The sequence below is a fragment of the Ferrimonas balearica genome, assembly GCF_019802055.1.
GTDB lineage: Bacteria > Pseudomonadota > Gammaproteobacteria > Enterobacterales > Shewanellaceae > Ferrimonas > Ferrimonas balearica_A.
The window spans coordinates 122,816-148,270 of record NZ_JAHVHW010000004.1; the positions used below are offsets into that span (position 1 = coordinate 122,816).

20 protein-coding genes are annotated in these 25,455 nt (G+C 60.6%); 12 read left to right on the plus strand and 8 right to left on the minus strand.

Features of this window, described 5'->3' with window-relative positions; all coding sequences use genetic code 11:
* The first annotated feature begins 1 nt into the window (after window position 1).
* Window positions 2–1,075 (plus strand): efflux RND transporter periplasmic adaptor subunit, encoded by a 1,074-nt coding sequence (locus tag KUV52_RS01535; protein ID WP_222524175.1) that lies wholly within the window; start codon window positions 2–4, stop codon window positions 1,073–1,075.
* 3 nt (window positions 1,076–1,078) lie between these two features.
* On the plus strand, window positions 1,079–4,162 hold the full coding sequence (locus KUV52_RS01540) for an efflux RND transporter permease subunit (protein WP_222524176.1): 3,084 nt from the start codon (window positions 1,079–1,081) through the stop codon (window positions 4,160–4,162).
* 66 nt (window positions 4,163–4,228) lie between these two features.
* Here KUV52_RS01540 and KUV52_RS01545 read toward each other — a convergent pair whose 3' ends face one another.
* Window positions 4,229–4,474 (minus strand): YdcH family protein, encoded by a 246-nt coding sequence (locus tag KUV52_RS01545; RefSeq protein ID WP_222524177.1) that lies wholly within the window; start codon window positions 4,472–4,474, stop codon window positions 4,229–4,231.
* 81 nt (window positions 4,475–4,555) lie between these two features.
* Window positions 4,556–5,143 (minus strand): hypothetical protein, encoded by a 588-nt coding sequence (locus tag KUV52_RS01550; RefSeq protein WP_222524178.1) that lies wholly within the window; start codon window positions 5,141–5,143, stop codon window positions 4,556–4,558.
* 268 nt (window positions 5,144–5,411) lie between these two features.
* On the opposite strand from KUV52_RS01550, the gene KUV52_RS01555 reads away from it, so the two are divergent.
* Window positions 5,412–6,923: a sensor histidine kinase gene (locus tag KUV52_RS01555; RefSeq protein ID WP_222524179.1), complete on the plus strand. Its 1,512-nt coding sequence runs from the start codon at window positions 5,412–5,414 to the stop codon at window positions 6,921–6,923.
* Window positions 6,920–8,245: a sigma-54-dependent transcriptional regulator gene (locus tag KUV52_RS01560; protein ID WP_222524180.1), complete on the plus strand. Its 1,326-nt coding sequence runs from the start codon at window positions 6,920–6,922 to the stop codon at window positions 8,243–8,245. Before KUV52_RS01555 ends, KUV52_RS01560 begins: the two co-directional genes overlap by 4 nt.
* 65 nt (window positions 8,246–8,310) lie before the next feature.
* On the opposite strand, the gene KUV52_RS01565 is transcribed toward KUV52_RS01560, so the two are convergent.
* Both KUV52_RS01565 and KUV52_RS01570 read right to left on the minus strand, forming a co-directional pair.
* Entirely contained in the window at window positions 8,311–8,562 is a 252-nt protein-coding gene (locus KUV52_RS01565) for an outer membrane protein assembly factor BamE (protein WP_222524181.1), read from the minus strand.
* 33 nt (window positions 8,563–8,595) lie between these two features.
* Window positions 8,596–9,495: a ribonuclease T2 family protein gene (locus tag KUV52_RS01570; protein WP_222524182.1), complete on the minus strand. Its 900-nt coding sequence runs from the start codon at window positions 9,493–9,495 to the stop codon at window positions 8,596–8,598.
* Window positions 9,496–9,755: 260 nt separating this feature from the next.
* Between KUV52_RS01570 and KUV52_RS01575 the strand changes: the two genes are divergently transcribed.
* Window positions 9,756–11,771 (plus strand): methyl-accepting chemotaxis protein, encoded by a 2,016-nt coding sequence (locus tag KUV52_RS01575; RefSeq protein ID WP_222524183.1) that lies wholly within the window; start codon window positions 9,756–9,758, stop codon window positions 11,769–11,771.
* Between the two features lie 351 nt (window positions 11,772–12,122).
* Here the strand turns inward: KUV52_RS01575 and cydX are convergent, their stop codons facing one another.
* From cydX to KUV52_RS01590, 3 genes are read right to left on the minus strand one after another with little or no spacing between them, the layout of a single operon-like run.
* Window positions 12,123–12,230 (minus strand): cytochrome bd-I oxidase subunit CydX, encoded by a 108-nt coding sequence (gene cydX / locus KUV52_RS01580; protein WP_067659034.1) that lies wholly within the window; start codon window positions 12,228–12,230, stop codon window positions 12,123–12,125.
* Between the two features lie 27 nt (window positions 12,231–12,257).
* Window positions 12,258–13,397, minus strand: coding sequence for a cytochrome d ubiquinol oxidase subunit II (cydB, locus tag KUV52_RS01585; RefSeq protein ID WP_222524184.1), 1,140 nt, complete (start codon window positions 13,395–13,397; stop codon window positions 12,258–12,260).
* Entirely contained in the window at window positions 13,390–15,012 is a 1,623-nt protein-coding gene (locus tag KUV52_RS01590; protein WP_222524185.1) for a cytochrome ubiquinol oxidase subunit I, read from the minus strand. Before KUV52_RS01590 ends, cydB begins: the two co-directional genes overlap by 8 nt.
* A gap of 1,129 nt (window positions 15,013–16,141) precedes the next feature.
* Between KUV52_RS01590 and napF the strand changes: the two genes are divergently transcribed.
* From napF to KUV52_RS01620, 6 genes are all read left to right on the plus strand, one after another.
* Complete coding sequence (gene napF, locus KUV52_RS01595; RefSeq protein WP_222524186.1) at window positions 16,142–16,636, plus strand: ferredoxin-type protein NapF; 495 nt, start codon at window positions 16,142–16,144, stop codon at window positions 16,634–16,636.
* A complete protein-coding gene (locus KUV52_RS01600; protein ID WP_222524187.1) occupies window positions 16,633–16,875 on the plus strand; it encodes a chaperone NapD in 243 nt (80 codons plus the stop codon). The genes napF and KUV52_RS01600 overlap by 4 nt, the downstream gene beginning before the upstream one ends.
* A gap of 40 nt (window positions 16,876–16,915) precedes the next feature.
* Window positions 16,916–19,408: a nitrate reductase catalytic subunit NapA gene (gene napA / locus KUV52_RS01605; protein ID WP_222524188.1), complete on the plus strand. Its 2,493-nt coding sequence runs from the start codon at window positions 16,916–16,918 to the stop codon at window positions 19,406–19,408.
* 55 nt (window positions 19,409–19,463) lie between these two features.
* Complete coding sequence (locus KUV52_RS01610) at window positions 19,464–19,904, plus strand: nitrate reductase cytochrome c-type subunit (protein WP_222524189.1); 441 nt, start codon at window positions 19,464–19,466, stop codon at window positions 19,902–19,904.
* 16 nt (window positions 19,905–19,920) lie between these two features.
* Complete coding sequence (locus KUV52_RS01615; RefSeq protein ID WP_222524752.1) at window positions 19,921–20,547, plus strand: cytochrome c3 family protein; 627 nt, start codon at window positions 19,921–19,923, stop codon at window positions 20,545–20,547.
* Between the two features lie 879 nt (window positions 20,548–21,426).
* The gene (locus KUV52_RS01620) at window positions 21,427–22,557 is read left to right on the plus strand and encodes a M14-type cytosolic carboxypeptidase (RefSeq protein WP_222524190.1); all 1,131 of its coding nucleotides are present in this window, start codon (window positions 21,427–21,429) and stop codon (window positions 22,555–22,557) included.
* A gap of 67 nt (window positions 22,558–22,624) precedes the next feature.
* Here KUV52_RS01620 and KUV52_RS01625 read toward each other — a convergent pair whose 3' ends face one another.
* A complete protein-coding gene (locus KUV52_RS01625) occupies window positions 22,625–24,388 on the minus strand; it encodes a S8 family peptidase (protein ID WP_222524191.1) in 1,764 nt (587 codons plus the stop codon).
* Window positions 24,389–24,696: 308 nt separating this feature from the next.
* On the opposite strand from KUV52_RS01625, the gene KUV52_RS01630 reads away from it, so the two are divergent.
* The gene (locus tag KUV52_RS01630; protein WP_222524192.1) at window positions 24,697–25,425 is read left to right on the plus strand and encodes a site-specific DNA-methyltransferase; all 729 of its coding nucleotides are present in this window, start codon (window positions 24,697–24,699) and stop codon (window positions 25,423–25,425) included.
* The last annotated feature ends 30 nt before the right edge of the window (window positions 25,426–25,455 follow it).

Consider the following 25,455-nt stretch of genomic DNA (forward strand, 5'->3'; position numbering starts at 1 on the left):
TATGGCCAGATATCTTACCGCTTTGATGGTGCTGCTGTTAGCCGGCTGCCAGCCCGCCGAAACCGCCCTCACCATCGAGAAAGCCCCCTACCCCGTGGTCACTCAGCCCCTGGTGACTCAGGATGAGTACCCCATCACCCACCGATTTGTCGGACGCCTGTACTCCTCCACCACCAGTCAGGTGGGGTTCGAGTTGGCGGGCGTGGTGGAGAGCATAGTCGTGGACACCGGCAAGCGGGTGACACAGGGCCAGGTGCTGGCCACCCTGGATGATGCCCTGCTGCAAAGCGAAGCGGCTCAACTGAGCGCCAATCTGGACCAGATTGAGGCCCAGCAATCTCTGGTGGACGCTACGCTGAAGCGACAGCGCACTCTGGAATCCCAGGGCTATCAGTCTCAACAGCAGATTGACGAGTTGCTGAGTCAGAAGAATGAGCTGGCCGCACTGGCACAACAGCTCAGCGCCAGCCTGAATGCCAACACCATCCGTCGTCAGAAAAGTCGGCTTATCGCCCCCTTTGATGGCGTCGTTTCACACCGCCAACTGGCGCCGGGTCAGGTAGTTTCACCGGGACAACCGGTTCTGACCCTGGTGCCGGAAGCGCAGGGAGAAGCCCGCATCGGTGTGCCTGTGCGTTTGCTCTCCCGCCTTAACGCGCAAGACGGCTACACGGTGCTGGTTCAAGGCCAGCCTCAACCTGCCACCCTGGTGGGCCGCAGCGCCGAGGTAAACCCGGTAACCCGCACCGTGGAACTGCGCTTTGCATTGCCGCCACTGGACAATCTGGTGAATGGGGATCTGGTCTACCTCTCGGTGGAGGAGCGCATTCCCCATACCGCTGCCCGGGTGCCGGTTTCCGCCCTGACCAGTGGGTTGCGGGGACGCTGGAACCTGATGATTGCCACCCCCTCTGGCGATAGCTATGTGTTGCAGCGCCGCGATGTCACCATCCTGCACAGCGATGACCAGTACGCTTTCGTCAGCGGAGCGATAGAGAACGATGAGCAAGTGGTGATCACCGGCCTGCAATCTCTGGTTGCCGGGCAGCGGGTGACGCCGAGCGTCGAGGAGTAAACCATGGTTAACGCTCTGGTACGCAATCCGCGCCTGATGCTGCTGATGATTGCGCTGATCCTGGTGGTCGGGCTTGGCGCTCTGAACCAGCTGGCCCGGACGGAAGACCCCCATATCACCAACCGCTTTGCCGCCGTGATCACCGCCTACCCCGGCGCTTCGGCAGAGCGGGTGGAACTGCTGGTAACCGAAGTGCTGGAGTCCCGCCTGCGCCAGTTGGATGAGCTTTCTCTGATCACCTCCAACTCCCGCCCGGGGATATCCGCCATCACCCTGGAGCTGAAGGACAACGTCTTTGAAACCGATCCGGTCTGGTCCCGGGCGCGGGATCTGCTGGCCGACGCGGTGGTGGATCTGCCCGCCGGTGCGGCACGCCCAAATCTGGATGACCAACTGGGCTACGCCTTTACCCGCATCTTTTCCCTGCGCTGGCAGGGCCCCGGCGAACCGGACCTGACGGTACTTGGCCGCTATGGAGAAGCACTGGCCAGCCGACTTCGGGTGCTCGCAGGCACCGACTTCGTTAAGGTGCAGGGCCGCCCTCAGGAGGAGATCCTGGTGCGGGTGGACGACAACCAGATGCAGGCGCTTGGGCTGACCACCGATGCCCTGGCTAGCCTTATCGCCAGCGCGGACGCCAAAGGTTCTGCCGGGACACTGGAAAGTGCCACGGTGCGGGCCCAGGTAGAGGTGGCGGGGGAGCTCGATTCCCTTAACCGCATCCGTCAGATCCCGCTGCGCCTCGGCCAGGATTTGGCGGGGATCCGGGTTGGCGACATCGCCATGGTGGAGCGCAGCCAGCTGGAGCCGGGGGATGACCGTGCCATTGTGCAGGGCGACCCAGCGGTGCTGGTGGCGGTACGGATGCTGCCGGATGTCCGGGTGGACCGCTGGGACGATCAGGTGGAGGCGCAACTGGCCGCCCTGCAAAGCCAATTGCCCAGCAACGTCCACCTTGAAACCCTGTTCTCCCAGCGGGATTACACCGAAACCCGATTGTCGGAGCTGTTGACCAATCTGGGCCAGGGTTTCGCCATCATTCTGGTGGTATTGCTGGTCACTCTCGGGCTGCGCTCCGCCCTGCTGGTGGCCACCGCCCTGCCCCTGACCGCCCTGATCACCCTCGCCTGCATGCAGTTCTACGGCCTGCCGATTCATCAGATGTCGGTCACCGGACTGGTGGTGGCGCTGGGGATCATGGTGGACAACGCCATTGTGATTGTGGATGCCATTGCCCAGCGCCGGGGCCAGGGGATGGGACCGGTGGAAGCGGTGCGCCAGACCTTGCGACACTTCTGGCTGCCGCTTCTGGCCTCCACCCTGACCACCGTGCTTGCCTTTGCCCCCATCTGGCTGATGCCGGGTCCGGCTGGCGAGTTTGTCGGCGGCATCGCCCTGTCGGTGAGTTTTGCCCTGCTGACCTCCTACGTTCTGTCCCACACCCTGATTGCCGGGTTGGGCGGCCGCTTTATTCCGCCCCGCTCCGATGGCGCCTGGTGGCAGCAGGGGCTGACCATCGCGCCACTGGCCCGGGGTCTGGAGCGCTCGCTGGCTCTAGCCCTGAAGCGTCCAATTCTCGCTATGCTGGCGATGACGCTGCTGCCGCTGGCCGGTTTTTTTGCTGCGGGACAGATGACCGAGCAGTTCTTCCCGCCGTCGGATCGGGACATGTTCCAGATAGAGGTTCGGCTTGGTGAAGCCGCCAGCCTGCCAGCCACTCAGGCCCGTGTGGCAGAGCTGGACGCCTATCTGCGCCAGCAGCCGGGCATCACCCAGACGGTCTGGAGCATCGGGCGCAACGCCCCCTCCTTCTACTACAACCTGCTGCAGCGTGAGCAGGGCGTACCTCGCTATGCCCAGGGGATGATCAGCACCGATGGGTTTGAGCGGGCCAATGCCCTGATTGAGTCGCTGCAGCGGGAGCTGGGTCCCCGCTTCCCGGATATGCAGATTCTGGTGCGAAAACTGGAGCAGGGCCCGCCCTTTAATGCGCCGGTGGAGTTCCGCCTCTACGGCCCGGATCTGGCCGAGTTGGATCGCATCGGCGAACAGCTGCGGGCGGTTTTGCAGCAGCAACCGGAAGTCACCCACACCCGCGCCGCGCTGGGAAGTGGACTGCCCCGCATCAAACTGGCTCTGGATGAACCCGCGGTCACCGCTGCCGGGCTGACCCTGGCCGACGTCACCACTCAGATCCGGGGCAACCTCGACGGCAGTTTGGGTGGCACAGTTCAGGAGGGCCCGGAGTCGATTCCGGTGCGGGTCCGTCTGAACTCCGATGTACGCCGCCAAAGCAGCGACCTCGGCAACCTGCAACTGACCACCGCCGATGGGCAGATCCTGCCGCTGTCGGCCCTGGGCGAGCGTACCGTCATCGCCAGCCGCAGCCAGATCCCCCACCGCAACGGTGAGCGCCTCAACACCATTGAAGCCTTTATCGTGGCCGGTGTGCTGCCTGCCCAGGTGCTCAATCGCACTCTGGCCCAGTTGGAGAGCGAGGGGCTGGCACTGCCCGAGGGCTACCGTCTGGAGGTGGGCGGCGAAAGCGCCGAGCGTAACGAGGCGGTCGGCAAGCTGATGTCCAGCGTTGCCATCATCAGCGTGCTGCTGGTGGCCATCGTAGTGCTCTCCTTCAACTCCTTCCGGTTAACCGCGGTGATCCTCGCCAGCGCGTTTCAGTCCGTTGGACTGGGGTTGCTGTCGGTCTATCTGGCGGGCTATGCCTTTGGCTTTAACGTGATCATCGCCCTGATGGGCCTGATGGGGCTGGCGATCAACGCCGCCATTGTGATTCTGGCGGAGCTGGAGGACTCACCGGAGGCCCGCGCCGGTGAAGTGGGCCCGATGATCCGGGCGGTCACCAGTTGCGGACGCCATATCGGCTCCACCACCATCACCACCATCGGGGGCTTTATGCCGCTGATCCTGGCCGGTGGCGGCTTCTGGCCACCGTTTGCCATCGCCATCGCCGGGGGCACCGCGCTGACCACCCTGCTCTCCTTTATCTTTGTCCCCGCCGCTTACCGGGTGGTGCGGCGCTGGCGCAGCCCGATAGCGCGCCCGGAGCCGATCGCCATTGCCGCCTGATGGACAGCGGTGCATAAAAAAACGGGCTAATTGGCCCGTTTTCTTTTCCTGTTGGCGTTGCTCTAATCACCCCTTCCCGTTAAGCAGACGCTTGTGCAGCTCATCTTTCAGCGTCACCCGGCGGGACTTCAGGGTCATAAAGTTGTCGTCCGTTGTGGGCACCGCATTCACTTCAAGTCCCCGGATTTTGTGGTCCAGTTCGTGGTACTCCTTCGCCAGCCGGGCGAACTCTTCGTCCGTCTCTTTCAGGTGATGAATGGCATCACGGTACTCCGGAAACTCAAAGATAAGGGCATGGTTCTCCCCAAGCATGGCTCGGCTCCTTTCACGGTGGTGGTTCTGCTAAACATAGCCGAGTCACTACGCCCACGCTCTGTGGATGAGCCAACGGAATCAGTTTGACGCCGACTTGGCTGACAGCGCTTCCTGAATGGCGCTCAACTCTTCAGCGCTAAACTCGCCCTGCCGAATCATCTCCGCGATCGCCTCAGCCGCCTTATCCCGGTGCTGCATCACGATTTTCGGGATCACCACTTTCGCTACATGAGCTTCAATGCGGGCCGCTTCCTCCTCCAGTCGCGCACTCTGCTCCGCCATATGAGCGTGGAGTTCGGCCATCTCGGCACTGAGTGCTTCGGTCTCAATCTCCAGCTCAAAATCCGGCATTCGCACGATACGAACGCCTTTGTGAACCCCCTTATGATCGTGCAACGCCAGCGTCAATGGCCCCTCCCCAGTCAACACCGACTCAATCATGCTGCGCCAACGCGCGGCTTCCGGCAGCCCCTCCAGCGCGGAGTCCAGGGCCTGCCAATCCGGGTTATCCGGGTCCAGTTCCAGCTCTGCCCGCTCATTCTCCCGGTTCACCACCACCGTTACCGGGCCCTCATCGTCCCGCTCCACCCGAATGCTGTTGGCCAGCGCCACCGTAGACACCATGCCAAGCAGTCCAATCACCAACCAACGTGTCAGTCGATTCATCCTGTTTCTCCTTTGTCTGCAAAAGTCGCGGGGCTTATCCCCCAAGCGCAGACCACAAAGAAAATTCCGTACCAACTCTGCAAACCCAAGCCAGACCGGGCTTTTTCCCGAATCAGCCAGCGCCATCTCCCCAAATGGGCAGCGTCGTGCTCCTGCTTTGGGGAGCGCCCTGCCCTTGCACCCGACCTAACGCCCTGACAAGCTGGGTTTATTGGTTGGCACGAAAGCTGAATTACCCATTCCAAGACAGATTGGAGTCCGGTTAGTCATGTCCCTGAAGCGTTATCTTTTTCTCGCCTTTGGCTCATTGATGCTGCTGTTTATTGCAGTGCAACTGCTGCTGTTGACCATCCTGGCCGATGACTTCCACCAAACTCTGGGGGAACAGTCCGGTGAAGTGGCCCGTCGTGTGGCGGAGGTGACGGTGGAATCCCTGTTTGATGAAGGCGCATTCCGTATTGAGGTGCCCGAGCCGGTATTGCCACCCGGCCTCTCCCCCGAACAGCGGGAACAGATTGAACAGAACCGGGAGGCGTTACAGCAGAGTCTGGAGGCGGAGCAGCATCGCCAGCACGCTCTTCAGCAGGAGATGGAAGCGCTCAAGGAGCACGAGATCATCATCTCTCAGCAACTGCACTCCCTCTCCGAACTGCCCTATCTGAGCCGGGAGGAGCAGGCGCGAATCAAAGCCGAACTGGCGGAGGCGCGGGCTCAGGCTCTGGAGCAAGCCAGCCGCATCAAGGTGGAGTTTGAGAAAAACGGTGATCGGGTCAGGGTTCAGGGGTTGGCCGTACCGTTGGAGATGCACCTGGTTCAACCCCCTGAGCAGCGACTGCTCAACGAGTTTAAGCACACCCTGTTGTGGCTGCTGGGGGGCTCCGGTCTGGTCGGCCTTGTTCTGGTGTACTGGCTGGCGCAGCGCTTATCCCGTCCTCTGGAGGCGTTGGACGAAGGGTGCCAGCGCTTGAGTGAGGGCGAACTCGGCCATACCCTCCCCTCGCAGGGCAGTTCAGAGGTGCGTCACGCCATCGACGCCTTCAACCATATGAGCCAGTCCCTTGCCCGGATGACCGAGGAGCAGAAAACCCTGCAAAGCCGTCAGCACCTGGCGGAGATTGGCGAAATCGCCCGGGGGCTGGCCCATGCCCTGCGCAATCCTCTGCACACCATCGGCCTGGCGCTGGAGCGGCTGGATCGCGCCGCTCCCGAGGAGCGAACCCGATGGCGGGAGCAGATCCGGGGCAAACTGCGCCATATGGATCGTACCCTGACGGCGCTGCTCACTCTGGCGGCCAACGGCATCGACCGAAGCACCGGACACAGCGCCCGCGCGCTGGTGGACGACATCATTCTGGAGCTGTCGATGGCCGGGGGCACCACCATCCGCTTTGATAACCGGGTGCCCGAGGATCTCACGCTGATCGGCGCCCACTCTGAACTGCGCACCATGGTCCATACCCTGATGGTGAATGCCATGGAAGCGATGCAGGAGCAAACCGGCGAAGAGCCTGTGCTGATCGAAGCAAGAAGGCTCAGAGAGGGGGCTGGGGCGCGGGTTGCCATCGTGGTCAGCGACGCCGGTCCCGGCATCGCGGCCTCGGTGGCAGAGCGCCTGTTCGAACCTCATCAAACCACCAAGGCCGACGGCTCCGGAATGGGCCTCTACCTGGCCCGCCGTCTGGCGCGCCTCTGGTACGGTGGCGACGTCAACCTGAGTAACCGAGAGTCGGGGCCAGGCTGCCGGGCCACCCTGACACTGCAACAAGGACCCCAGTTATGAGCCAATGCCCCATCCTGCTGCTGGAAGATGATCCGGACCAGCGCGCCCTGCTGTGTGACATTCTCGCCGAGGCGGGCCATCCGGTGGAGGGCGTCGCCACGGCGGCAGAAGCGGAAACCGCATTGCAAAGCGGCCGCTGGCAACTGCTGCTGTCGGACTGGAAGCTGGCCGAAGGCGACGCGGCGGAGCTGATTCAGTCTGCCCGCCAGCGCTACCCCACTCTGGGGATCATCGTGGCCACTGCTTATGGCTCCATCGCCCATGCGGTCAACGCTATCCAGTTGGGAGCGGACGACTACCTGGCCAAGCCGTTTCAACGTCAGGAGTTGATGCTGGCCATCGACAAAGTGAGCCGGGCCCGTCGCCTCAGAGAGGACAATGCCGCCCTCTCCGCCCAGCTGTCAGAGCAGGAGCGACTGGTGGATCTGGTGGGCCATTCGGCCCCGATGCAGCGGGTATATCAGCGGATCCAGCGCATCAGCCAGGCCAGCGCCACCGTGCTGATTCAGGGGGAGAGCGGCACCGGTAAGGAGCTGGCCGCCCGGGCGCTTCACAAACTCTCCCCCCGGGGTGGCCCCTTTATCGCCGTAAACTGTGGCGCCATCCCGGAAAGCCTGGCGGAGTCCGAACTGTTCGGTGCGGAAAAGGGGGCCTATACCGGCGCCCACCAGACCATCATCGGCAAGATTGAAGCTGCCAGCGGCGGCACCCTGTTTCTGGATGAGATCGGCGAACTGCCGTTGGAGCTGCAAACCCGGCTGCTGCGGGTGCTGCAGGAGGGCACCATCACCCGGCTTGGCAGCACCCAGGAGCGCAACGTGGACCTTCGGGTGATCGCCGCCACTCACCAGGACCTGGCTCAGGCGGTGACACAGGGACGGTTCCGCGAGGATCTCTACTACCGCCTGAACGTCATCCCGCTGCAGATGCCGCCACTCAGAGCCCGTCCGGAGGATATCCCTTCGCTGGCCCGCTGCCTGATGGAGCGCAGCGCCAAACGTCATGGCATCGAGGTTCAACCCCTCTCACAGGCGGCACTGAAAACCCTGATGGATTACCCCTGGCCGGGCAATGTCCGGGAGTTGGCCAACGCCATGGAGCGGTTGGTGCTGCTGGATGAGCTTGAGCTGAACCCCCTGACGCCCGGCAAGGAGCAGACCCCGCTGCTACCCAGTGAGGGGATTCAGTGGGAGGTGCTGGAGCAACGCTATCTGAAAGCGGCTCTGGATCGCGCTGAGGGCAATCGTTCTGAAGCCGCGCGCTTATTGGGATTGGGCTATAAAGCGTTTCTCTATCGGGCGGAGAAGCACGGTCTCTCCTGATCCCACCGGGTGTATAGACGCAAAAAAGGCGGCCAATGGGCCGCCTTTTCTGGTGGAGCGCCGAGTCAGTTCAACCCTTTGCTGGTAAACAGCACCGCGTTGTCGCCGGCAAAGCCCACTTTGATCTGTTTCTTATCGTTACCCCAGACGCAGCTTTCGGTTCCCATCGCCTGCTCACAATGGTCCGCACCGCCAAGGATCCCTTCCACTTCCACCTTGCTCATACCCATTTCAATTTTATCGTAGTTCTCTTGGGTAACCTTGCTGCAGCCCGCCAGCAGCAGAACCGCCAGGGCGCCCATCATCCGCGGTTTCATCCACTCGCTCCTTAACTCGCCATAAAGTGGCGCTTAGGGTAACAGATCGAAGCGCGCAGGACAGCGTTGCTGCCCGCCAAATTTGCGGGGTTTTGCCTGTTCCGGTGAGGCTGGCAGGTCGGGTTGCAGGTAGACGCGCACCTCCTCCAGATAGCCGTTTTTACAGTGCAGGCTGACCGCTCCGGCAAAGCCCCAATCCGAGAACCAATCCAGCACCGCCGCTCGACTGACGGAACCCCCTGAATTCACTCGCATCTTGTTGGCCGGAGGAGACTGACGCAGCCACTGACTGTACGCCACCGACTGCTCAAAGTACGCCTGCTCATCCAATCCGGAGCAACTGCCGTGCTTATGCCACTGGTACCGGTCCAGACACACCTTGCTGCCCGGCATCACCCCATCCAGTTGCTCACGGGTATCCGAATTCAGGGTCAACTGGCCATAGCCGCAAAAGCGTTGCTTCTCGCTGCCATCGCAGAACGCCGGGTGGGCGCCGCGGGCGCTGGAGGGCCAGAGGCCATGCAGCACCAGGTCGCCACGGGCACCGCGACAGTCCGGACGGCTTCGGCCATTGCAGAATCCACTGTGCCAGCTCATCGCCAGGGTGTAGAAGTCAAAATCCGCCGTCGCGCTGTCAGCCCGTGCGGCAGGCAGAGCCGGTTGCCCCTGATGCTGACCACACCGCTTCTCCACCCAGCGCCGCTGCTCCTCCACTTCCAGCAGGAACCAGTCACCGCCGGGCTTGTTCTCCGCCAGGACGCGATAGCTCTGACCGGGCTGAACCGACAGTTCGCCGGGGTTGGTTTGCTTGCGGATGGACTGAAAGGCGGGGCAGTTTTCCCCGGCCAGGAATTCACCACTGGCGGGGCTTTGACCAAAAGCGGAAAGGGGAAACAGAAGGGACAGAAACAGGAGATAAGCCAGTTGGCGCATTGCAGTCAGATACCAAGAAAAATCCTGCCGCAATGGTAGCACGCGGAGCCCCCAAACGAGTCAGGCCAACAAGCGGGGTCCGTGATGGCGACATCCTGCTGCACATCTTTTGTACAGAGTGCCTAATGACACCAACGGCACACAGTTATGCAACAAAAATGAATGCGGTTTTATTGATCCGCCTCAAGCAGATCCTCTGCACCACTGAGATAATCCGGTCGTTTATAAAATTAATTAAATGTGCGTAATTAGAGGCGGTTATGAATTTCTACCGGTGGCGTTTTGGGCGTCAGATTGGCACTTTATCCATCGTCATCTCGATGACCGTTTTAACGGCATTGGGCATTTTAGGTTACCAACTCTCTGCACAGGCACTCAGGCAGACCGCCATGGAGGGGGTTCAGAGCCAGCTCAATGCGATGGCGGCTTTGGTGGGGATTCAATACCAGTCACAGCGGGATCTGGCCGAGCGAAACTCAGGACTGTTTTCTGATCTGTTTCCCGGCGAGTTCTACCTGACCGGCAAACGCCTCACCGTGGGCAGCATCGAAGCACCGGAGCTGCGCAGCGGCAACCGACTGGTCAACACCACCCTGGCCCAGGTCGATCGCTATGCCAGCATCACCGGGGGCAACGCGACGGTCTTTGTTCGTGATGGCGATGACTTCCTGCGCATCGCCACCTCGCTGCGCAAAGAGGATGGCAGTCGGGCCACCGGCACCTGGTTGGGCAAATCCCATCCGGCTTACTCTGACCTGCTGAACGGAAAGCGCTATGTCGGCTACGCCACTCTGTTTGGTCGCCAGTTCATTACCGTGTATGAGCCGGTTAAGGATGACAGCGGTCGGGTGATCGCCGTGCGCTACATCGGTCAGAACGTCACCCTGGCCACCGAGCAGATGGCTCAGACCCTCGCCGCCATCCAACTGGGGCAGCGGGGCTACTTCAGCCTGATTGACCGGGCCAGCGAACAGTTTATCTACCACCCCCTTATGGCGGACAACCCCTCCGCCAAGGGCTTCATCGACGACTCAGGCCAACCTCAATACCAGCGGGTACTGGCCGAGGGCAATACCGAGTCGATGGAGGTGATCGTCGCGGGTGAACATTGGCTGCAAAGCTCCGCCAGCATCGACGGTCCCGGCTGGTTGCTGACTGCCGCCGTACCGGAGCAGGAGCTGGAAGCAGCCCTCTCCGGCCTCAAAACCTTCAACATTCTGTCCGCGTTGGGCGGGTGTGCCGTGATCGGCCTGCTGCTTACCCTGATGCTGGCCCGCACCCTCAACCGCCCGCTGGCGTCGCTTTGCCAGCAGATCGAGGCGATTGGACAGGGGGATCTGGCCCAACGTCTGCCGGAGGTGCCGGAGCGCTCTCAGAACGAAGTGCACCGCATCACCACCAGCGTCAACCGGATGTCCGATGGCCTGCGCAGCCTGCTCTCCAGCCTGAACGAATCGGCTGGCGCGCTGGAGCACGCCGCGTCTGACCTCCAATCCGTAGCACAGCGCAACGGCAGCGGCGCCGCTGAGCTGATGCGACAGACCGACCAGATCGCCACCGCGATGGAGGAGATGAGCAGCTCAGTGCGGGAAGTGGCTCGCCACGCTACCGGCTCCGCCGAGCAATCCCATCAGGTGGACAGCGCCGCTCAGGCAGGCGACCAGCAGGTGGATGCGGTGATCCATCAGATGGAAGCCCTGGCCAAGTCGCTGCAAGAGGGCTCCGGCAGCATGGATCGGGTGGCAGAGGAGAGCCAGGCCATTGCCAAGGTGGTTCAGGTGATCAATGAGATTGCCGAGCAAACCAACCTGCTGGCGCTGAATGCGGCGATCGAGGCCGCCCGTGCCGGAGAGCAGGGACGCGGCTTTGCGGTGGTGGCCGATGAGGTACGCTCGCTGGCCCAGCGCACTCAGCACTCCACCACGGAGATTGGCGGTACCATTGAGCAGTTGCACCAGCGCACCCGGGATGCGGTGAACCAGATGGCCCACTGCCTCACTCTGAGCCAACGCTCCACCGAGCAGTCCGGCGAAGCGGGTGTGGCACTGACTCAAATTACCCAGAGCATGACGCAGTTGGCTCAGAACGCTACTTCCATCGCCAGCGCTGCCGAGCAGCAGGGCGTCGTGGCCGATGAGATTGCCGCCAACCTGGGGCAGATCACCGAACTGGCCCGCGGCAGCGAGCAGGATGCTGGGCAAACCGTCGACGCCGCCCAGGAACTGACTCAACTCTCCAACTCTCTGCGGGAGCATCTGAGCCGTTTCCGCCTCTGAGTCTCGATTCGCTCTGAGATAAAGCGCCGCCTTCGGGCGGCGTTTCTGTTTCCGGACCCTGGCAGCCATCCCTTGGTCTGGCTCAACCGCGATGGCGCCGCTCATCCCACCCCAGCTTTGGAACCATTCGATTGGCCGAAGGCCCTTCGTCTGCCGCAGAGCCCCGGCCTCCAGGCGCAGGGTACAGCGTCCCCTGGCACCACTTCACTGTCGCTACCAGTGGCTCCTGCATCGCTCCCAGGGGACAACAACCAGTCACAAAAAAACGCCGTCCCTGGGGACGGCGTTCTCGGTATTGGGTTGGCCCACCACCTTCAGCGGTGAGCCAGGACTTGAACTAACGAGGAGTTGTCAGTCTTCGTCCTTATCCAGGGCTTCCTGCGCTTCCAGCCACAGGCCATTGATGATGCCAAAGGCACAGGCCAACAGCACACCCAGGATCCAAGTGAAGTACCACATAGTGTCTAGCTCCTTATTTCCCAGGCCTTAGTACAGAGAGGCCGAGTTCTTCTCAATGTGGGCGTCGTTCAGACGACCAAACATCTTCACGTAACACCAGATGGTGTAAGCCAGGATGATCGGTACGAAGATCACCGCGGCAACCAGCATCACCTTCAGGGTCAGCTCAGAGGCGGTGGCATCCCACATGGTCAGAGAGTGGTTCGGGTTCTTGGAAGACGGCATAACGAACGGGAACAGAGCCACAACCGCAGTCACAATCACACCCACGATGTTCAGGCTGGAGAACAGGAACGCAAAGCCGTTCTTGTTGGCCTTAGTGGCACCCATCACCAGCAGCGGCATCAGCACGGCCAGGGCCGGGAATACCCACAGAACCGGGTAGCTGTAGAAGTTGTTCCACCAGGCACCAGCCTGCAGCTCAACGGTCTTGGTCAGCGGGTTGGTCGCCGCAGCAGTATCGATGGCAGAGGTGATCACGTAACCATCGATAAAGCTGTTCTGCCAAACACCGGCAATCACGAACAGCAGCACGGAGGCGGTCGCCAGAACCATGGTGGACTTACGGGCACGCTGATACAGTTCGCCTTCGGTCTTCATCTGCAGCCAGGTGGCACCGTGCAGAGTCAGCATCGCGAAGGAGAGCAGACCCGCCAGCAGGCCGAACGGATTCAGCAGGCCGAAGAAGCCGCCATCGTAGTAGCTGCGCATCCACTCGTCGTAGTAGAAGGGTACGCCCTGGAACAGGTTACCGAAGGCCACACCGAATACGACCGGCGGAACGAAGCCACCGATGAACAGACCCCAGTCCCAGCTCTTACGCCAGCGCGGATCTTCAATCTTGGAGCGGTAGTCGAAACCGATCGGACGGAAGAACAGGGCGAACAGCGTCAGCACCATGGCGATGTAGAAGCCGGAGAACGACGCGGCATACACCAGAGGCCAGGCGGCAAACAGTGCACCACCGGCGGTCAGCAGCCAAACCTGGTTGCCGTCCCAGTGCGGGGCGATGGAGTTAATCATCACCCGACGCTCGTTGTCGGTTTTACCGATGATGGGCAGCAGAGCGCCCACACCCATATCAAATCCGTCGGTGACGGCAAAGCCAATCAGCAGGACTACAACCAGTACCCACCAAATCAGGCGTAGCATTTCATAATCAAGCATTGCTCGGAGTCTCCTTGGCCGGGGCATTCACGGCTGCATCAAATGCCGCTTCTTTCTGTTCCTTGTCACCTTGCTCGAAGTGGTAGCGGCCGGTTTTCAGGCTGCTCGGACCCAAACGGGCAAAGCGGAACATCAGGAACATTTCCACCACCAGGGCCACGGTGTAGAAGCCACAGATCAGAATGATGGAGAACCACAGTTCGCTGACGGAGAGGCTGGACGCAGACATGTAGGTCGGCAGCACTTCCGCAATGGTCCAGGGTTGACGGCCATACTCAGCCACGAACCAGCCACACAGAATGGCGATCCAGGGCGCTGGCAGCATCACGATCAGACCCTTCAGCAGCCACGGCTTCTCATCCACCTTCTGCTTGCAGCTCTGGTAGAACGCCAGACCGATACCGGCCAGCATCAGGAAGCCCAGACCCACCATAACGCGGAAGTTCCAGAACAGCGGGCCAACCGCCGGGATGGAGTCGTCCACCGCTTTGGCGATCATCGCTTCAGAAGCGTTCGGGATGTCGTCGGTGTAGCGCTTCAGCAGCATGCCGTAACCGATGTCGTTCTTGTGGGCTTCGTACACTTCACGCTCTTCAGCGGTCAGTTCACCAGCACGCAGTTTCTCCAACAGACCGAAAGCGATCATGCCGTTACGGATACGCACTTCGTGCTCCGCTTTCAGGTCGATGATGCCGGTTACCTGCTCATCCAGAGAACGGGTCGCGATGATGCCCATCACGTACGGGATACGTACGGCGTAGTGGGTTTCCATGTTCTCGCTGTCCGGGATACCGAAGGCGGTAAAGGCAGCGGGAGCCGGGTGGGTTTCCCATTCGGCTTCAATGGCAGCCAGCTTCACTTTCTGAACGTCACCTACCTCGTAACCGGACTCGTCACCCAGTACCAGTACGGACAGGATGGAAGCCATACCGAAGGCGGCGGCAACGGAGAAGGAGCGACGGGCAAACGGCAGGTCGCGCTTCTTCAGCAGGTAGTAGGAGCTGATGGCCAGAACAAAGACGGAGCCGGTCACGTAGCCAGCAGCTACGGTGTGTACGAACTTAACCTGGGCTACCGGGTTAAACAGTACTTCGGCAAAGGAGACCATCTCCATTCGCATGGTTTCGTAGTTGAACTCGGCGCCGATCGGGTGCTGCATCCAGCCGTTGGCGATCAGAATCCACAGGGCAGACATGTTGGAACCGATGGCCACCAGCCAGGTTACCGCCAAGTGCTGACGCTTGGAGAGGCGATCCCAACCAAAGAACATCAGACCCACCAGGGTAGATTCAAGGAAGAAGGCCATCAGGCCCTCGATAGCGAGGGGGGCACCGAAGATGTCGCCCACATAGTGGGAGTAGTAAGCCCAGTTGGTACCGAACTGGAACTCCATGGTGATACCGGTGGTAACACCCAGGGCGAAGTTGATAGCAAACAACTTACCCCAAAACTTACACATGTCCTTATAGACCTGCTTGTTGGTCATCACATAGAGCGACTCCATGATGGCCAACAGGAAAGCCAGACCCAGGGTCAGGGGCACGAACAGGAAGTGGTACATCGCGGTTAACGCGAACTGCAACCTCGATAGATCGACGACTTCATCGATAATCATTGCGTTCTCCTCAACACCAACGCGCCCACTTAAAGGTAGGCCACGAAGGCAACGCCTAGTTCAACAAATACAGCTTATGGACGGCAGCCTCCTGGCTACCATCCACAGCTCGAAAAAGGGGCGCGCAAAGACACGACTGAAGGGCGTCAAGGGGGGGGACAGTCCAACCTGGGTCAGAAAAGTACTCTTCCATGTCGCGGCTCCGCGCAAATTACATCCAATTAACATCAGATGGAAAAATCACCCAACCAATGAAACGGGAAAAAAGCGTGAAAACCGAATATGATGGAGACCACACTTTTCCTGCTGTTTATAGCATCGGCAGCAGAACGCTCTCAATCCCTGCCAGAGCGCGAGATCCTGTTTTGTGACCCACCCCTCAGAACGCGTTTTATAGGCGAAAAAGTTTGCCTTGTTTCCGGATTGTTACAATCACCAGTGGTACAAGTTGCCTCCCGACAGAATCGCCAACCCAATCCCAATAATTTCGATTATGTCACATTTCTGCCAGACTTATTTTTATCGCAAAATGTGAATAACCATTCACGGGTGGTCATAAGATGCTGTTTTTAAATGAATTAAAATCAGCGCTCAAATGGCACCGCCTTTTGCTCAATTAGTTTTTCTTATCTCAAATTCAATTTTTCTCGGTTGTTGCCCATCTCCCCCATCACTACACTAGCGCTGCGACATTGAGACAGGCATTCAGGCGGCGAAGTGAGTCCGCATCTGCCCCGTCTCTGCGCACGGTTTGTGTATGAACTTCTGTGTGGAGGCTGTGATGAAAAAGTTTGTAGATACCCTGGTGGCCAAGTATCAGCGTTCTTTCGTTGAACTTTACCGTCAGCAGGCGAAATAAGATTTCGCCAAACCAGTTCCCTTCTTGCGTTACTTGTTAGTGCTTTTTATCTTGCGTTACTGCTAGTGCTTATTTCACCGCCCACCTGGGCGGTGTTTTTTTGCCCTGAATCCAGGAATTTGATCCATATCAATGCGCCCCTGCATCTATATCCATCGGGGTATATCAAGCCAATAACAACAAATTTACATTGCCCCTGAATTAAATTTATTTCCCGGATCACCTTTTGGCTCTTTTTGAGATAACGGTTCGGGCATTCAGGGAATCGCAATGAATCCATCTCGCCTTTGGCGTCGCATCCGCCGTTCAGACTCTGCACCAATACGCATGCCTCATCTGGTGGACGAATCTCACTTTGTCGACCGCTGCAGCCGCTGCCAGGCCTGCGTCGACGCGTGCGAAACCGGTGTGATTGTGGTTGGTGACGGCGGCTTCCCCGAGCTGGATTTTCAACGAGCCGAGTGCACTTTCTGCAGCGCCTGTGCCCGCGCCTGTCCCAAACCCCTGTTTCTGGCACCTGCCGACGCGCCCTGGCCCTATCGGGCAACACTGAGCAAAGGCTGCTTGCCGCTCTCAGGTGTGGAGTGTCGCAGCTGCGCTGACGCCTGCGACGAGATGGCCATCCGTTTCAGGCCCGCTGCCGGTGCGGCTTATCCGACCCTCACGGATGACTGCACCGGCTGCGGCGCCTGCCTGCCACGCTGTCCCGGCCAGGCACTCTCTCTGACCCCTCTTACCCCAACTCCACAAGGAGACATCGCATGAGCGAGCAGATCTGCTCTCTGGTGGTCAACGCCGCGCCAAACGCCCGGCTCGGTGTTGAAGCGAACATCGAGGCACTGGCGGGTGCCAGCGTCGCGCTGTCCGACCCCAGCGGCAAGATGGTGGTGCTGCTTGAGCACCCCAACCAGAAGGTCCAGGTGGACTGCATCGACCAGATCAAAGGGCTGCCCGGCGTCGCCGCCACCACCCTGATCTACCACCAGCAACTTTCCGAACACTGATTTCCGAAACACTGACCAATAAAAAACGTAGGGATGCACCATGAAACTCACCCGTCGCGAATTCGTTAAGGCCCAGGCCATCGCCGCCGGTGCCGTGGCTGCCGGGTTGGCCGTGCCAGCCAGCGCCCAGGGCATCATCGCTACCAGCAATACCGATAAAATCGAATGGGACAAAGCCCCATGCCGCTTCTGTGGCACCGGCTGTTCCGTACTGGTTGGAACCAACCAGGGCAAAGTCGTCGCGGTTCAAGGCGACCCGCAAGCCCCGGTAAACCGCGGCCTGACCTGCATCAAGGGCTACTTCCTGCCGAAGATCCTGTACGGACAGGATCGCCTCACTCAGCCGATGCTGAGAAAGCTCAATGGCCAATACGATAAGAACGGTGAGTTCACCCCGGTCTCCTGGGACGAAGCGTTCGATGTGATGGCGGAGAAGTTTAAGGACGCGCTCAAGGAGAAAGGCCCCACCGCCGTCGGCATGTTCGGTTCCGGTCAATGGACTGTGTGGGAAGGCTACGCCGCCGCCAAGCTTTACAAGGCGGGCTTCCGCTCCAACAACATCGATCCCAATGCCCGTCACTGCATGGCCTCTGCGGTAGGCGGCTTTATGCGCACCTTTGGCATCGATGAGCCGATGGGCTGTTACGACGACCTGGAGCAGGCGGACGCCTTTGTGCTCTGGGGCTCCAATATGGCGGAGATGCACCCCATTCTCTGGTCCCGCCTGAGTGCCCGCAAATTGTCGGCAGACCACGTTAAGGTGGCGGTACTCTCCACCTTCCGTCACCGCAGTTTTGAGCTGGCTGACAACCCCATCGTTTTCACGCCGCAGACCGACCTGGCGATCCTCAACTTCATCGCCAACTACATCATCCAGAACGACAAGGTGAATCAGGACTTTGTCGGTAAGCACGTGAACTTCCGCCGCGGCACCACCGACATCGGTTACGGCCTGCGTCCGGATCACCCGCTGGAGAAGGCTGCCAAGAACCCGGGTAACGGCAGCTCAGAAGCGATCGACTTCGAGCAGTTCAAAGCCTACGTGGCCGACTATGACCTGGAATCCGTGTCCAAGCTCTCCGGCGTTGAACCGGACAAGCTGGTGGCTCTGGCAGAGCTGTACGCTGACCCCAACCGCAAGGTGGTGTCCTACTGGACCATGGGCTTCAACCAGCACACCCGTGGCGTCTGGGCCAACAACCTGGTCTACAACATCCACCTGCTGACCGGGAAGATCTCCCAGCCCGGTAACGGCCCCTTCTCCCTCACCGGTCAACCCTCCGCCTGTGGCACCGCTCGGGAAGTGGGCACCTTTGCCCACCGTCTGCCTGCGGACATGGTGGTTAAGAACCCCAAGCATCGAGCCTTCTCCGAAGGGATCTGGCAACTGCCGGAAGGCACCATTCCCGCCAAGCCCGGTTACCACGCGGTGCTGCAGGATCGGATGCTGAAGGACCGCAAGATCAACGCCTACTGGGTGATGTGCAACAACAACATGCAGGCGGGCCCCAACATCAACACCGAGCGTCTGCCCGGTTACCGTGACCCGGCCAACTTTATTGTCTGCTCCGACCCCTACCCCACGGTCACCGCCATGGCGTCAGACCTGATCCTCCCCACCGCCATGTGGGTGGAGAAAGAGGGGGCGTACGGTAACGCCGAGCGTCGTACCCAGTTCTGGTACCAGCAGGTGAAAGCGCCGGGTCAGGCCAAGTCCGATCTGTGGCAGCTGATGGAGTTCTCCAAGCGCTTCAAGGTGGAGGAGGTGTGGCCCCAGGAGCTGATCGCCCAGAAGCCGGAATACCAGGGCAAAACCCTGTTCGACATCCTCTTTGCCAACGGTGAAGTGAACAAGTACTCCCTGGATGAGATCCCGGAGCAGCGCCTCAACGACGATGCCCGCGACATGGGGTTCTATGTCCAGAAGGGGCTGTTTGAGGAGTACGCCCGGTTTGGCCGTGGCAAAGCCCATGATCTGGCGTCCTTCGACACCTACCACCAGGTGCGTGGCCTGCGCTGGCCGGTGGTGGATGGCCAGGAAACCCTGTGGCGCTTCAAAGAGGGCTCCGACCCGTACGTCAAAGCGGGCAGTGACTTCCAGTTCTACGGCAAGCCGGACGGCAAAGCGGTGATCTTCGCCCTGCCCTACGAGCCGGCGGCGGAGTCCCCAGATACCGAATACGACCTGTGGCTCTCCACCGGGCGGGTACTGGAGCACTGGCACACCGGCACCATGACTCAGCGGGTTCCCGAGTTGTACCGGGCCTTCCCGGATGCCGTGGTCTTTATGCATCCGCTGGACGCCAAGGAGCGCGGTATGCGCCGTGGCGACAAGGTGCTGGTCACCTCCCGTCGGGGCGAAGTGGAAACCGTGGTGGAGACCCGTGGCCGTAACAAGCCGCCGCGCGGGCTGGTGTTTATGCCCTTCTTCGACGCCAGCACCCTGGTGAACAAGCTCACCCTGGACGCCACCGACCCGCTCTCCAAGGAGACCGATTACAAGAAGTGTGCCGTCAAGGTGCGCAAGGCCTGATGTCGCAAAGGGGGCGGAGGACCGCCCCCGACCACCGAATTTTTTGGAGCACGTTATGACTCTACGACCGCTGATTGCCCTCGCCGCATTGGTGCCCCTGTTTGCCGGCGCCGCGGACACCCAACACTTCGGGCTGCGCGCCGACGTTCCTCTGGAACAGACCAGCCCCGCCCCCGCCCTGAAGCCGGTGCTGAAAGAAACCGGACGTCAGGCGCTGAACTATGTTAACCAGCCGCCTCTCATCCCCCACAAGGTGCAGGGGTATCAGATCACCCAATCCACCAACCGCTGCCTGCAGTGCCATGACGTGGACAACTACCTGACCACCGGTGCCCCGCGGGTCAGCCCCACCCACTTTACTGACCGTGACGGTGTGGTTCAGCCCCAGGTGGCCCCCCGACGTTATCTCTGCCTGCAGTGCCACGTCACCCAGGCGGATGTGAAGCCGCCGGTCGAGAACACGTTCAGTGGCCTGGGCCAGTTTGCCAACGACTGAGGGAGGCACCATGTCTATCAACAATGGTCTGAAGCGCCTCTGGCGCGGCTTACGCCAACCCAGTCGGATGGCTCTGGGCACTCTGCTGATCATCGGTTTTGTCGGTGGCATTCTGTTCTGGGGAGCGTTCAACACCGGAATGGAGATGACCAACCAGGAAGCGTTCTGCATCGGCTGTCATGAGATGCAGGAGAACGTCTACGAGGAGTATGTCTCTACGGTGCACTACAACAATCGCAGCGGCGTTCGTGCCACCTGCCCGGATTGTCATGTGCCCAAGGACTGGACTCATAAGATGGTTCGCAAGATCCAGGCGTCCAAGGAGGTGCTGGGCAAGATCACCGGCATCGTCGATACACCGATGAAGTTTGATGAACACCGGTTGCAGATGGCGGAGCGGGAGTGGGCGCGGATGAAGCGTACCGACTCTCAGGAGTGCCGCAACTGCCACAACTTCGAGTTTATGGACTTCACCGAGCAGAAAGGGGTGGCGGGTCAGCTTCATGCCCGCGCCAGTGCAGAAGGCAAAACCTGTATCGATTGCCACAAGGGCATCGCCCACCGTCTGCCGGACAACTATCAGGGCAACGATGCGCTGTCGAGCGCCCTCTCCTCCTCGTCAGCACAACCGGCGTCCAAATAGTCGGCCTTCACCGGCTGACCTTTAATCAAGCCCCCGCTCCAGGGGGCTTTTCTTGTCCAGTCGATATTGATCCAAGTCAACGCGCCCCCGTATCTATCCCGTTCGAGGTATGTTCGCCATTGCGCTCTGGCAGTAATTTAACAGCCATATCGGATCTCCAAATAAGCCAAGGTTCCGTCCCTTGCTTGTTCTTCCGAATTCGTGCCGGACGCGATCCACCGTCTCCATCACACTCGATTGCGGTTCCCTGCAAACCGGATCGTCTTGGCAATCGCCCTCCCGTTTCGGGGGGGCTTTTTTTTGTTTGTTTATTTGAGGTTGGCGGTGAGCCTTTGGCTGCTCCGCACTGTCTTAACTCCCGAACCATTGCCGGGTCGGCCCGGCGGCCGCCAGAAGGGCTATCGCCCCTCTGGACTCCCCTATGCCTCCGGCGCGGCGAAATCCCCTCTCTACCACTCCTTCCCATTTCAGCTCTGGCCAGACTCGTTTTTGGAAAGGGCTATCCATGCCCTTTCTAAAAAGCCAGCTTCGCCCTCCATGGCTCCGCGTTCACGCCTATCGGCGTTCACCCTTGCTCGGCTGGCCACTCGGGCCCTCCCTGGCCCTCGGCTTCACTCTCAGTCGTTCCCGCTCGGCGCCGCGAGTCGGCCTGGGTGGACGGCTTCCGCCGTGATCGTACGATGCCAAGTCCGGATAAGACCTCAGGCTTAAAAAACACCGTCGAATAGGGTCTGACAAGAACTGGAGGGTGCTAAAAAACACTCTGCTGTGTGTCGACTCACCGCTCATTCTATCCGGATATTTTTTATCGCTTGATCTGAATCCAGCCCCTCGCCACCATGACGCTTTCCCCCCAAACAAAGGACAAGGAGAGCCAGCGTGCATATCACCAGCGCTTTTGACAGCGGAAACATTGAAGTGGTGTCCTGCCAGGATGCTCAGGATATCCGTCTGACCATCCGCCCAGACCACAACACCGAAAAGTTCCAGTGGTTCCACTTTGCCCTGCACGGTGCAGCCGGACAGGATTGCCGTCTCAATCTGACCAATGCTGGCAAGGCCGCCTACCAGGATGGCTGGAAGGGCTATCAGGCGGTGGCCAGTTATGACCGCGACACCTGGTTCCGGGTTGAGACCGAGTTTGATGGCGAGACCCTGACCCTGGTCCACACCCCGGAGCGCGATCTGGTCTACTTTGCCTACTTTGCCCCCTACCCGGCCGAACGCCACCGCGACCTGATCGCCAGCTGCCAGGATGATGACCGAGTTCAGTACCACTGTCTGGGGCTGACACCGGATGGCCAGAGCCTCGATATGCTCCAGATCGGCACGGCGGATGAGGGCAAAAAAGCGTGCTGGATCATCGCCCGCCAGCACCCGGGCGAAACCATGGCCGAATGGTGGATGGAAGGCTGTCTGGCTGCCCTGCTGGACGACACCGACGCGGTCAGCCACGCCCTGCTGGATCAGTGTGTGTTCTACCTTGTGCCCAATATGAATCCGGACGGCAGCCGTCGCGGCCATCTGCGCCACAACGCTAACGGAACCGATCTCAATCGGGCCTGGCGCCAGCCCAGCCTGGAGACCAGCCCGGAGGTCTACCATGTTCGCCAGATGATGGAGCAGACCGGCGTTGACTTCTTCTTCGACGTTCATGGCGACGAAGGCCTGCCCTACAACTTTATTGCCGGTGCCGAAGGGATCCCCGGCTGGTCCCTGCAGAAGCAGACCCAGTTGGACACCTTCAAACTGGCGCTGACCGCCGCCAGTCCCGAGTTCCAGACCGAGTTCGGCTATGAGGTGGATAAGCCCGGTGAGGCCAACCTGGATATCGGCAGCAACTTTATCGCCCAGCACTTCGATTGCCTCTCCATGACCCTGGAGATGCCGTTTAAGGACAATGCGGCGCTGCCGAATCCGGTGGTGGGATGGAGCCCCGAGCGGGCCGCCGCCTTCGCCCCCGCCAATCTGAAGGCGTTGCTGCACTGCCTGAAGCACGACCTGATCTAAGTGAAGCGCCCATCGTCAGGCCATAAAAAAGCGCCCCTTCCGGGGCGCTTTTCTGTATCACGACACCTCAGTCTACGGTAACGGTCAGGGTTGCACCTGAGTACGCCCGGTAGCCGTAGATCCCGATGTACCAAGTACCGGCAGTGGGGTTGGCGCCACTGCAGGTCTCATTGTTGCCGTTGAGGTAGGGGCGACAATCGTAGCTGTTGCGGGTCGGGTTGCTGCCGTAGCGCACATACAGATCCGCATCACCACTGCCACCGGACAGGGAGACCGTCAGGCTGCCCGCTCCAGCGGGCACATCCACGCTGAAGTATTGCCAGCTGCGACGGGCACCATCCAGGTTCTCATAGGTCTCGGTGGTGCCCTCACCACCCCCACCGGTGTCGCCATTGATGGCGGCCGTCACCGCGGCATCGGAATCCACCAGGCCCGCTCCGCAGTTGCTGCAGTTGTCCGCCCGGGAAGTGGACTTCAGCAGGCTTTCAGCGCGATCCGGGGTCATGGTGGGGTCCGCCTCGTACATCATCGCCACCAGACCAGCCACATGAGGCGCCGCCATGGAGGTGCCCTGCATAAACTCATAGCTGTCGCTGCCGGGAGTGGTGACGCCGCTGTTATGGGTAGAGAGCACGCCGTTGGGATCACCGGCAAAGCTCTGGGCCCCGCCGGGAGCGGAGATGTCCACCGTCGCGCCGTAGTTGGAGTAGTAGGCCCGCGCGCCATCCCGGCCCAGTGCGGCCACGGTGATCACGCCGTTGCAGTTGGCCGGGTTGAAGCCACTGGCATCCGCATCGCTGTTGCCCGCCGCCACAACCACCGCAGTTCCGTTGGCACGGGCGGTGTCGATGGCCGCCTGGGTGGTGCTGCTGCAACTGCCACTGCCCCCGAGGCTCATATTGATCACGTCCGCCGGATTGGCGTTGCCCGGCACACCGGAGACACTGCCGCCGGAGGCCCAAACGATGCCGTCGGCAATGTCAGAGGTGTAACCGCCGCATTTCCCCAGCACCCGAACCGGTACCACTTTGGCATCGTAGGCCACACCGACCACGCCCAGGCCGTTATTGGCGGTTGCCGCAACGGTGCCCGCCACATGGGTACCGTGCCAGCTGCTGTCGTAATCGGAGGGCGGGTAGCCGCCACCACACTCGCCCCGGGTCATGGCATCGCCGGGATCCTGGGCATCGCTGTCCCGCCCGTCGCCATCAACGGAGACAAAGGTGTCGTCGATCATGTCATAGCCGGGCAGCAGGTTAGCAGTGAGGTCCGCATGGGGCCGGTAACCGGTGTCCAGCACCGCCACCACGGTGCCCGCGCCGGTGGCGTTATCCCAGGCCGCAGGCAGATTCATGCCCGCCGTGGACTCGAAGTAGTGCCACTGGTCGCCGTAACGGGGATCGGTGGGCGTGGCCATCGGGCGCAACAGTTGGTCCACTTCGATGGAGAGGATGTTGGGATCGTTGGCCCGCATCTGGTCCATCATCGCCTCGGCATCCTGAGCGGAGAGCGCCCGCCCCGCCGCCATTACGTGGCGCTGGGGCAGTCCCATGGCACGCAGATAGCGCAGCGACTGGCCGAGGTTTCGACTCAGCGCTTCGGTGCGCGCCTTCATCGCCTCGCCCCGCTGCTGGGCACTCATCAGCCCCCACTGAGCCGGGCTGCTGACCAGGGCGGACTCCTGATAATGAACAATAAAACGGGTAGCCGGACCGGATTGGGCTGCACCCTGGGCCGGAGCCTGAGCCGCTGCCGGGCGCTCAACCGCCCAGGCAGGGGAAGCGGCCATCAATGCGCCGCCCAGAGCAATGGAAAGTAACGTCGGTTTCATAGCAGTTCCTTGCATAAACCTGTTGGCGGACGGACCGCATAAGCGTGTCGTTTCCACTTATTTTCCGGCCAACACGACGTTTTGAACTCTTAATCAGCACAAAAGAAGTCAGTATCTCCAATGAGCCATCCGGTGAATGGACCCATGCATGAAAGGCAAGCCTAAGAGCACACCGTCACCAGCCACCCGAGCAAACGGGTGTGTCACCCCGATTCACTCACGTAGCGGTCAAAATGAGAGCGATCTTGACGTAACACCGCAAAAGGCTGTATATATAACCAGCACTGTTATTTTATACAGATATCGGTATGAGCACCTTTCAACTGAGCAACTCGCAGGCGGTCGCCTGGCTAAAAACCCTTGGCCGCCATTCGGTCGATCTTGTGGTAACGGAACTGCCCACCCCGCGTCGGGCTCCCGCCATCGCCACCCAGCTGAAGAACGCCCGCTCGGCGCGAAACCAGTGGTTCGCCATCTTCCCCAATGATCCCTACCCCGGCCTGTTTGAGCAGCTGTTTCGGGTGCTCAAACCCAACACCCACTTCTACCTGTTCTGCGGCCAGGAGTCGCTGTTTGTGGTGAAGCCGTTGGCGGAAGCGGCGGGATTTCGCTTTCAGACGGTGCTGGTATGGGATCAACAGCGCACCCGGGCTGGCCGAACCTACCGCAGCCAGGTGGGTTGGATCTGCCTGTTTGAAAAGGGGCAGCGCCCGCTCAGCGACCCCAGCCAGAGTGAACTGCTCAGCTTCCCGACCAACGGCAGTAGCAAACCACGGGAGCTGCTCTCTCTGCTGATGACTCAGAGCAGCCAGAGTGGGCAGTTGGTGATCGACCCCTTCTGCACCGACAGCCAGATCCCGGAAACCGCCCTGCTGGAGGGACGCCGCTTCTGCGGCGCCTGTAGCGAAGAGGCGCAACACACCGCCCTGCGCAACCAACTGAGTGCCCTACCCGGCATCACTGAACTGCTGACCCGCCCCAGCGCCCCGACAGGCCCACTCTGGGCTCAGGGCACCGCCCAGATGGCGCTGCTGTAATTCCGACTGTTGCCCTCTGCTTCGCCTAAC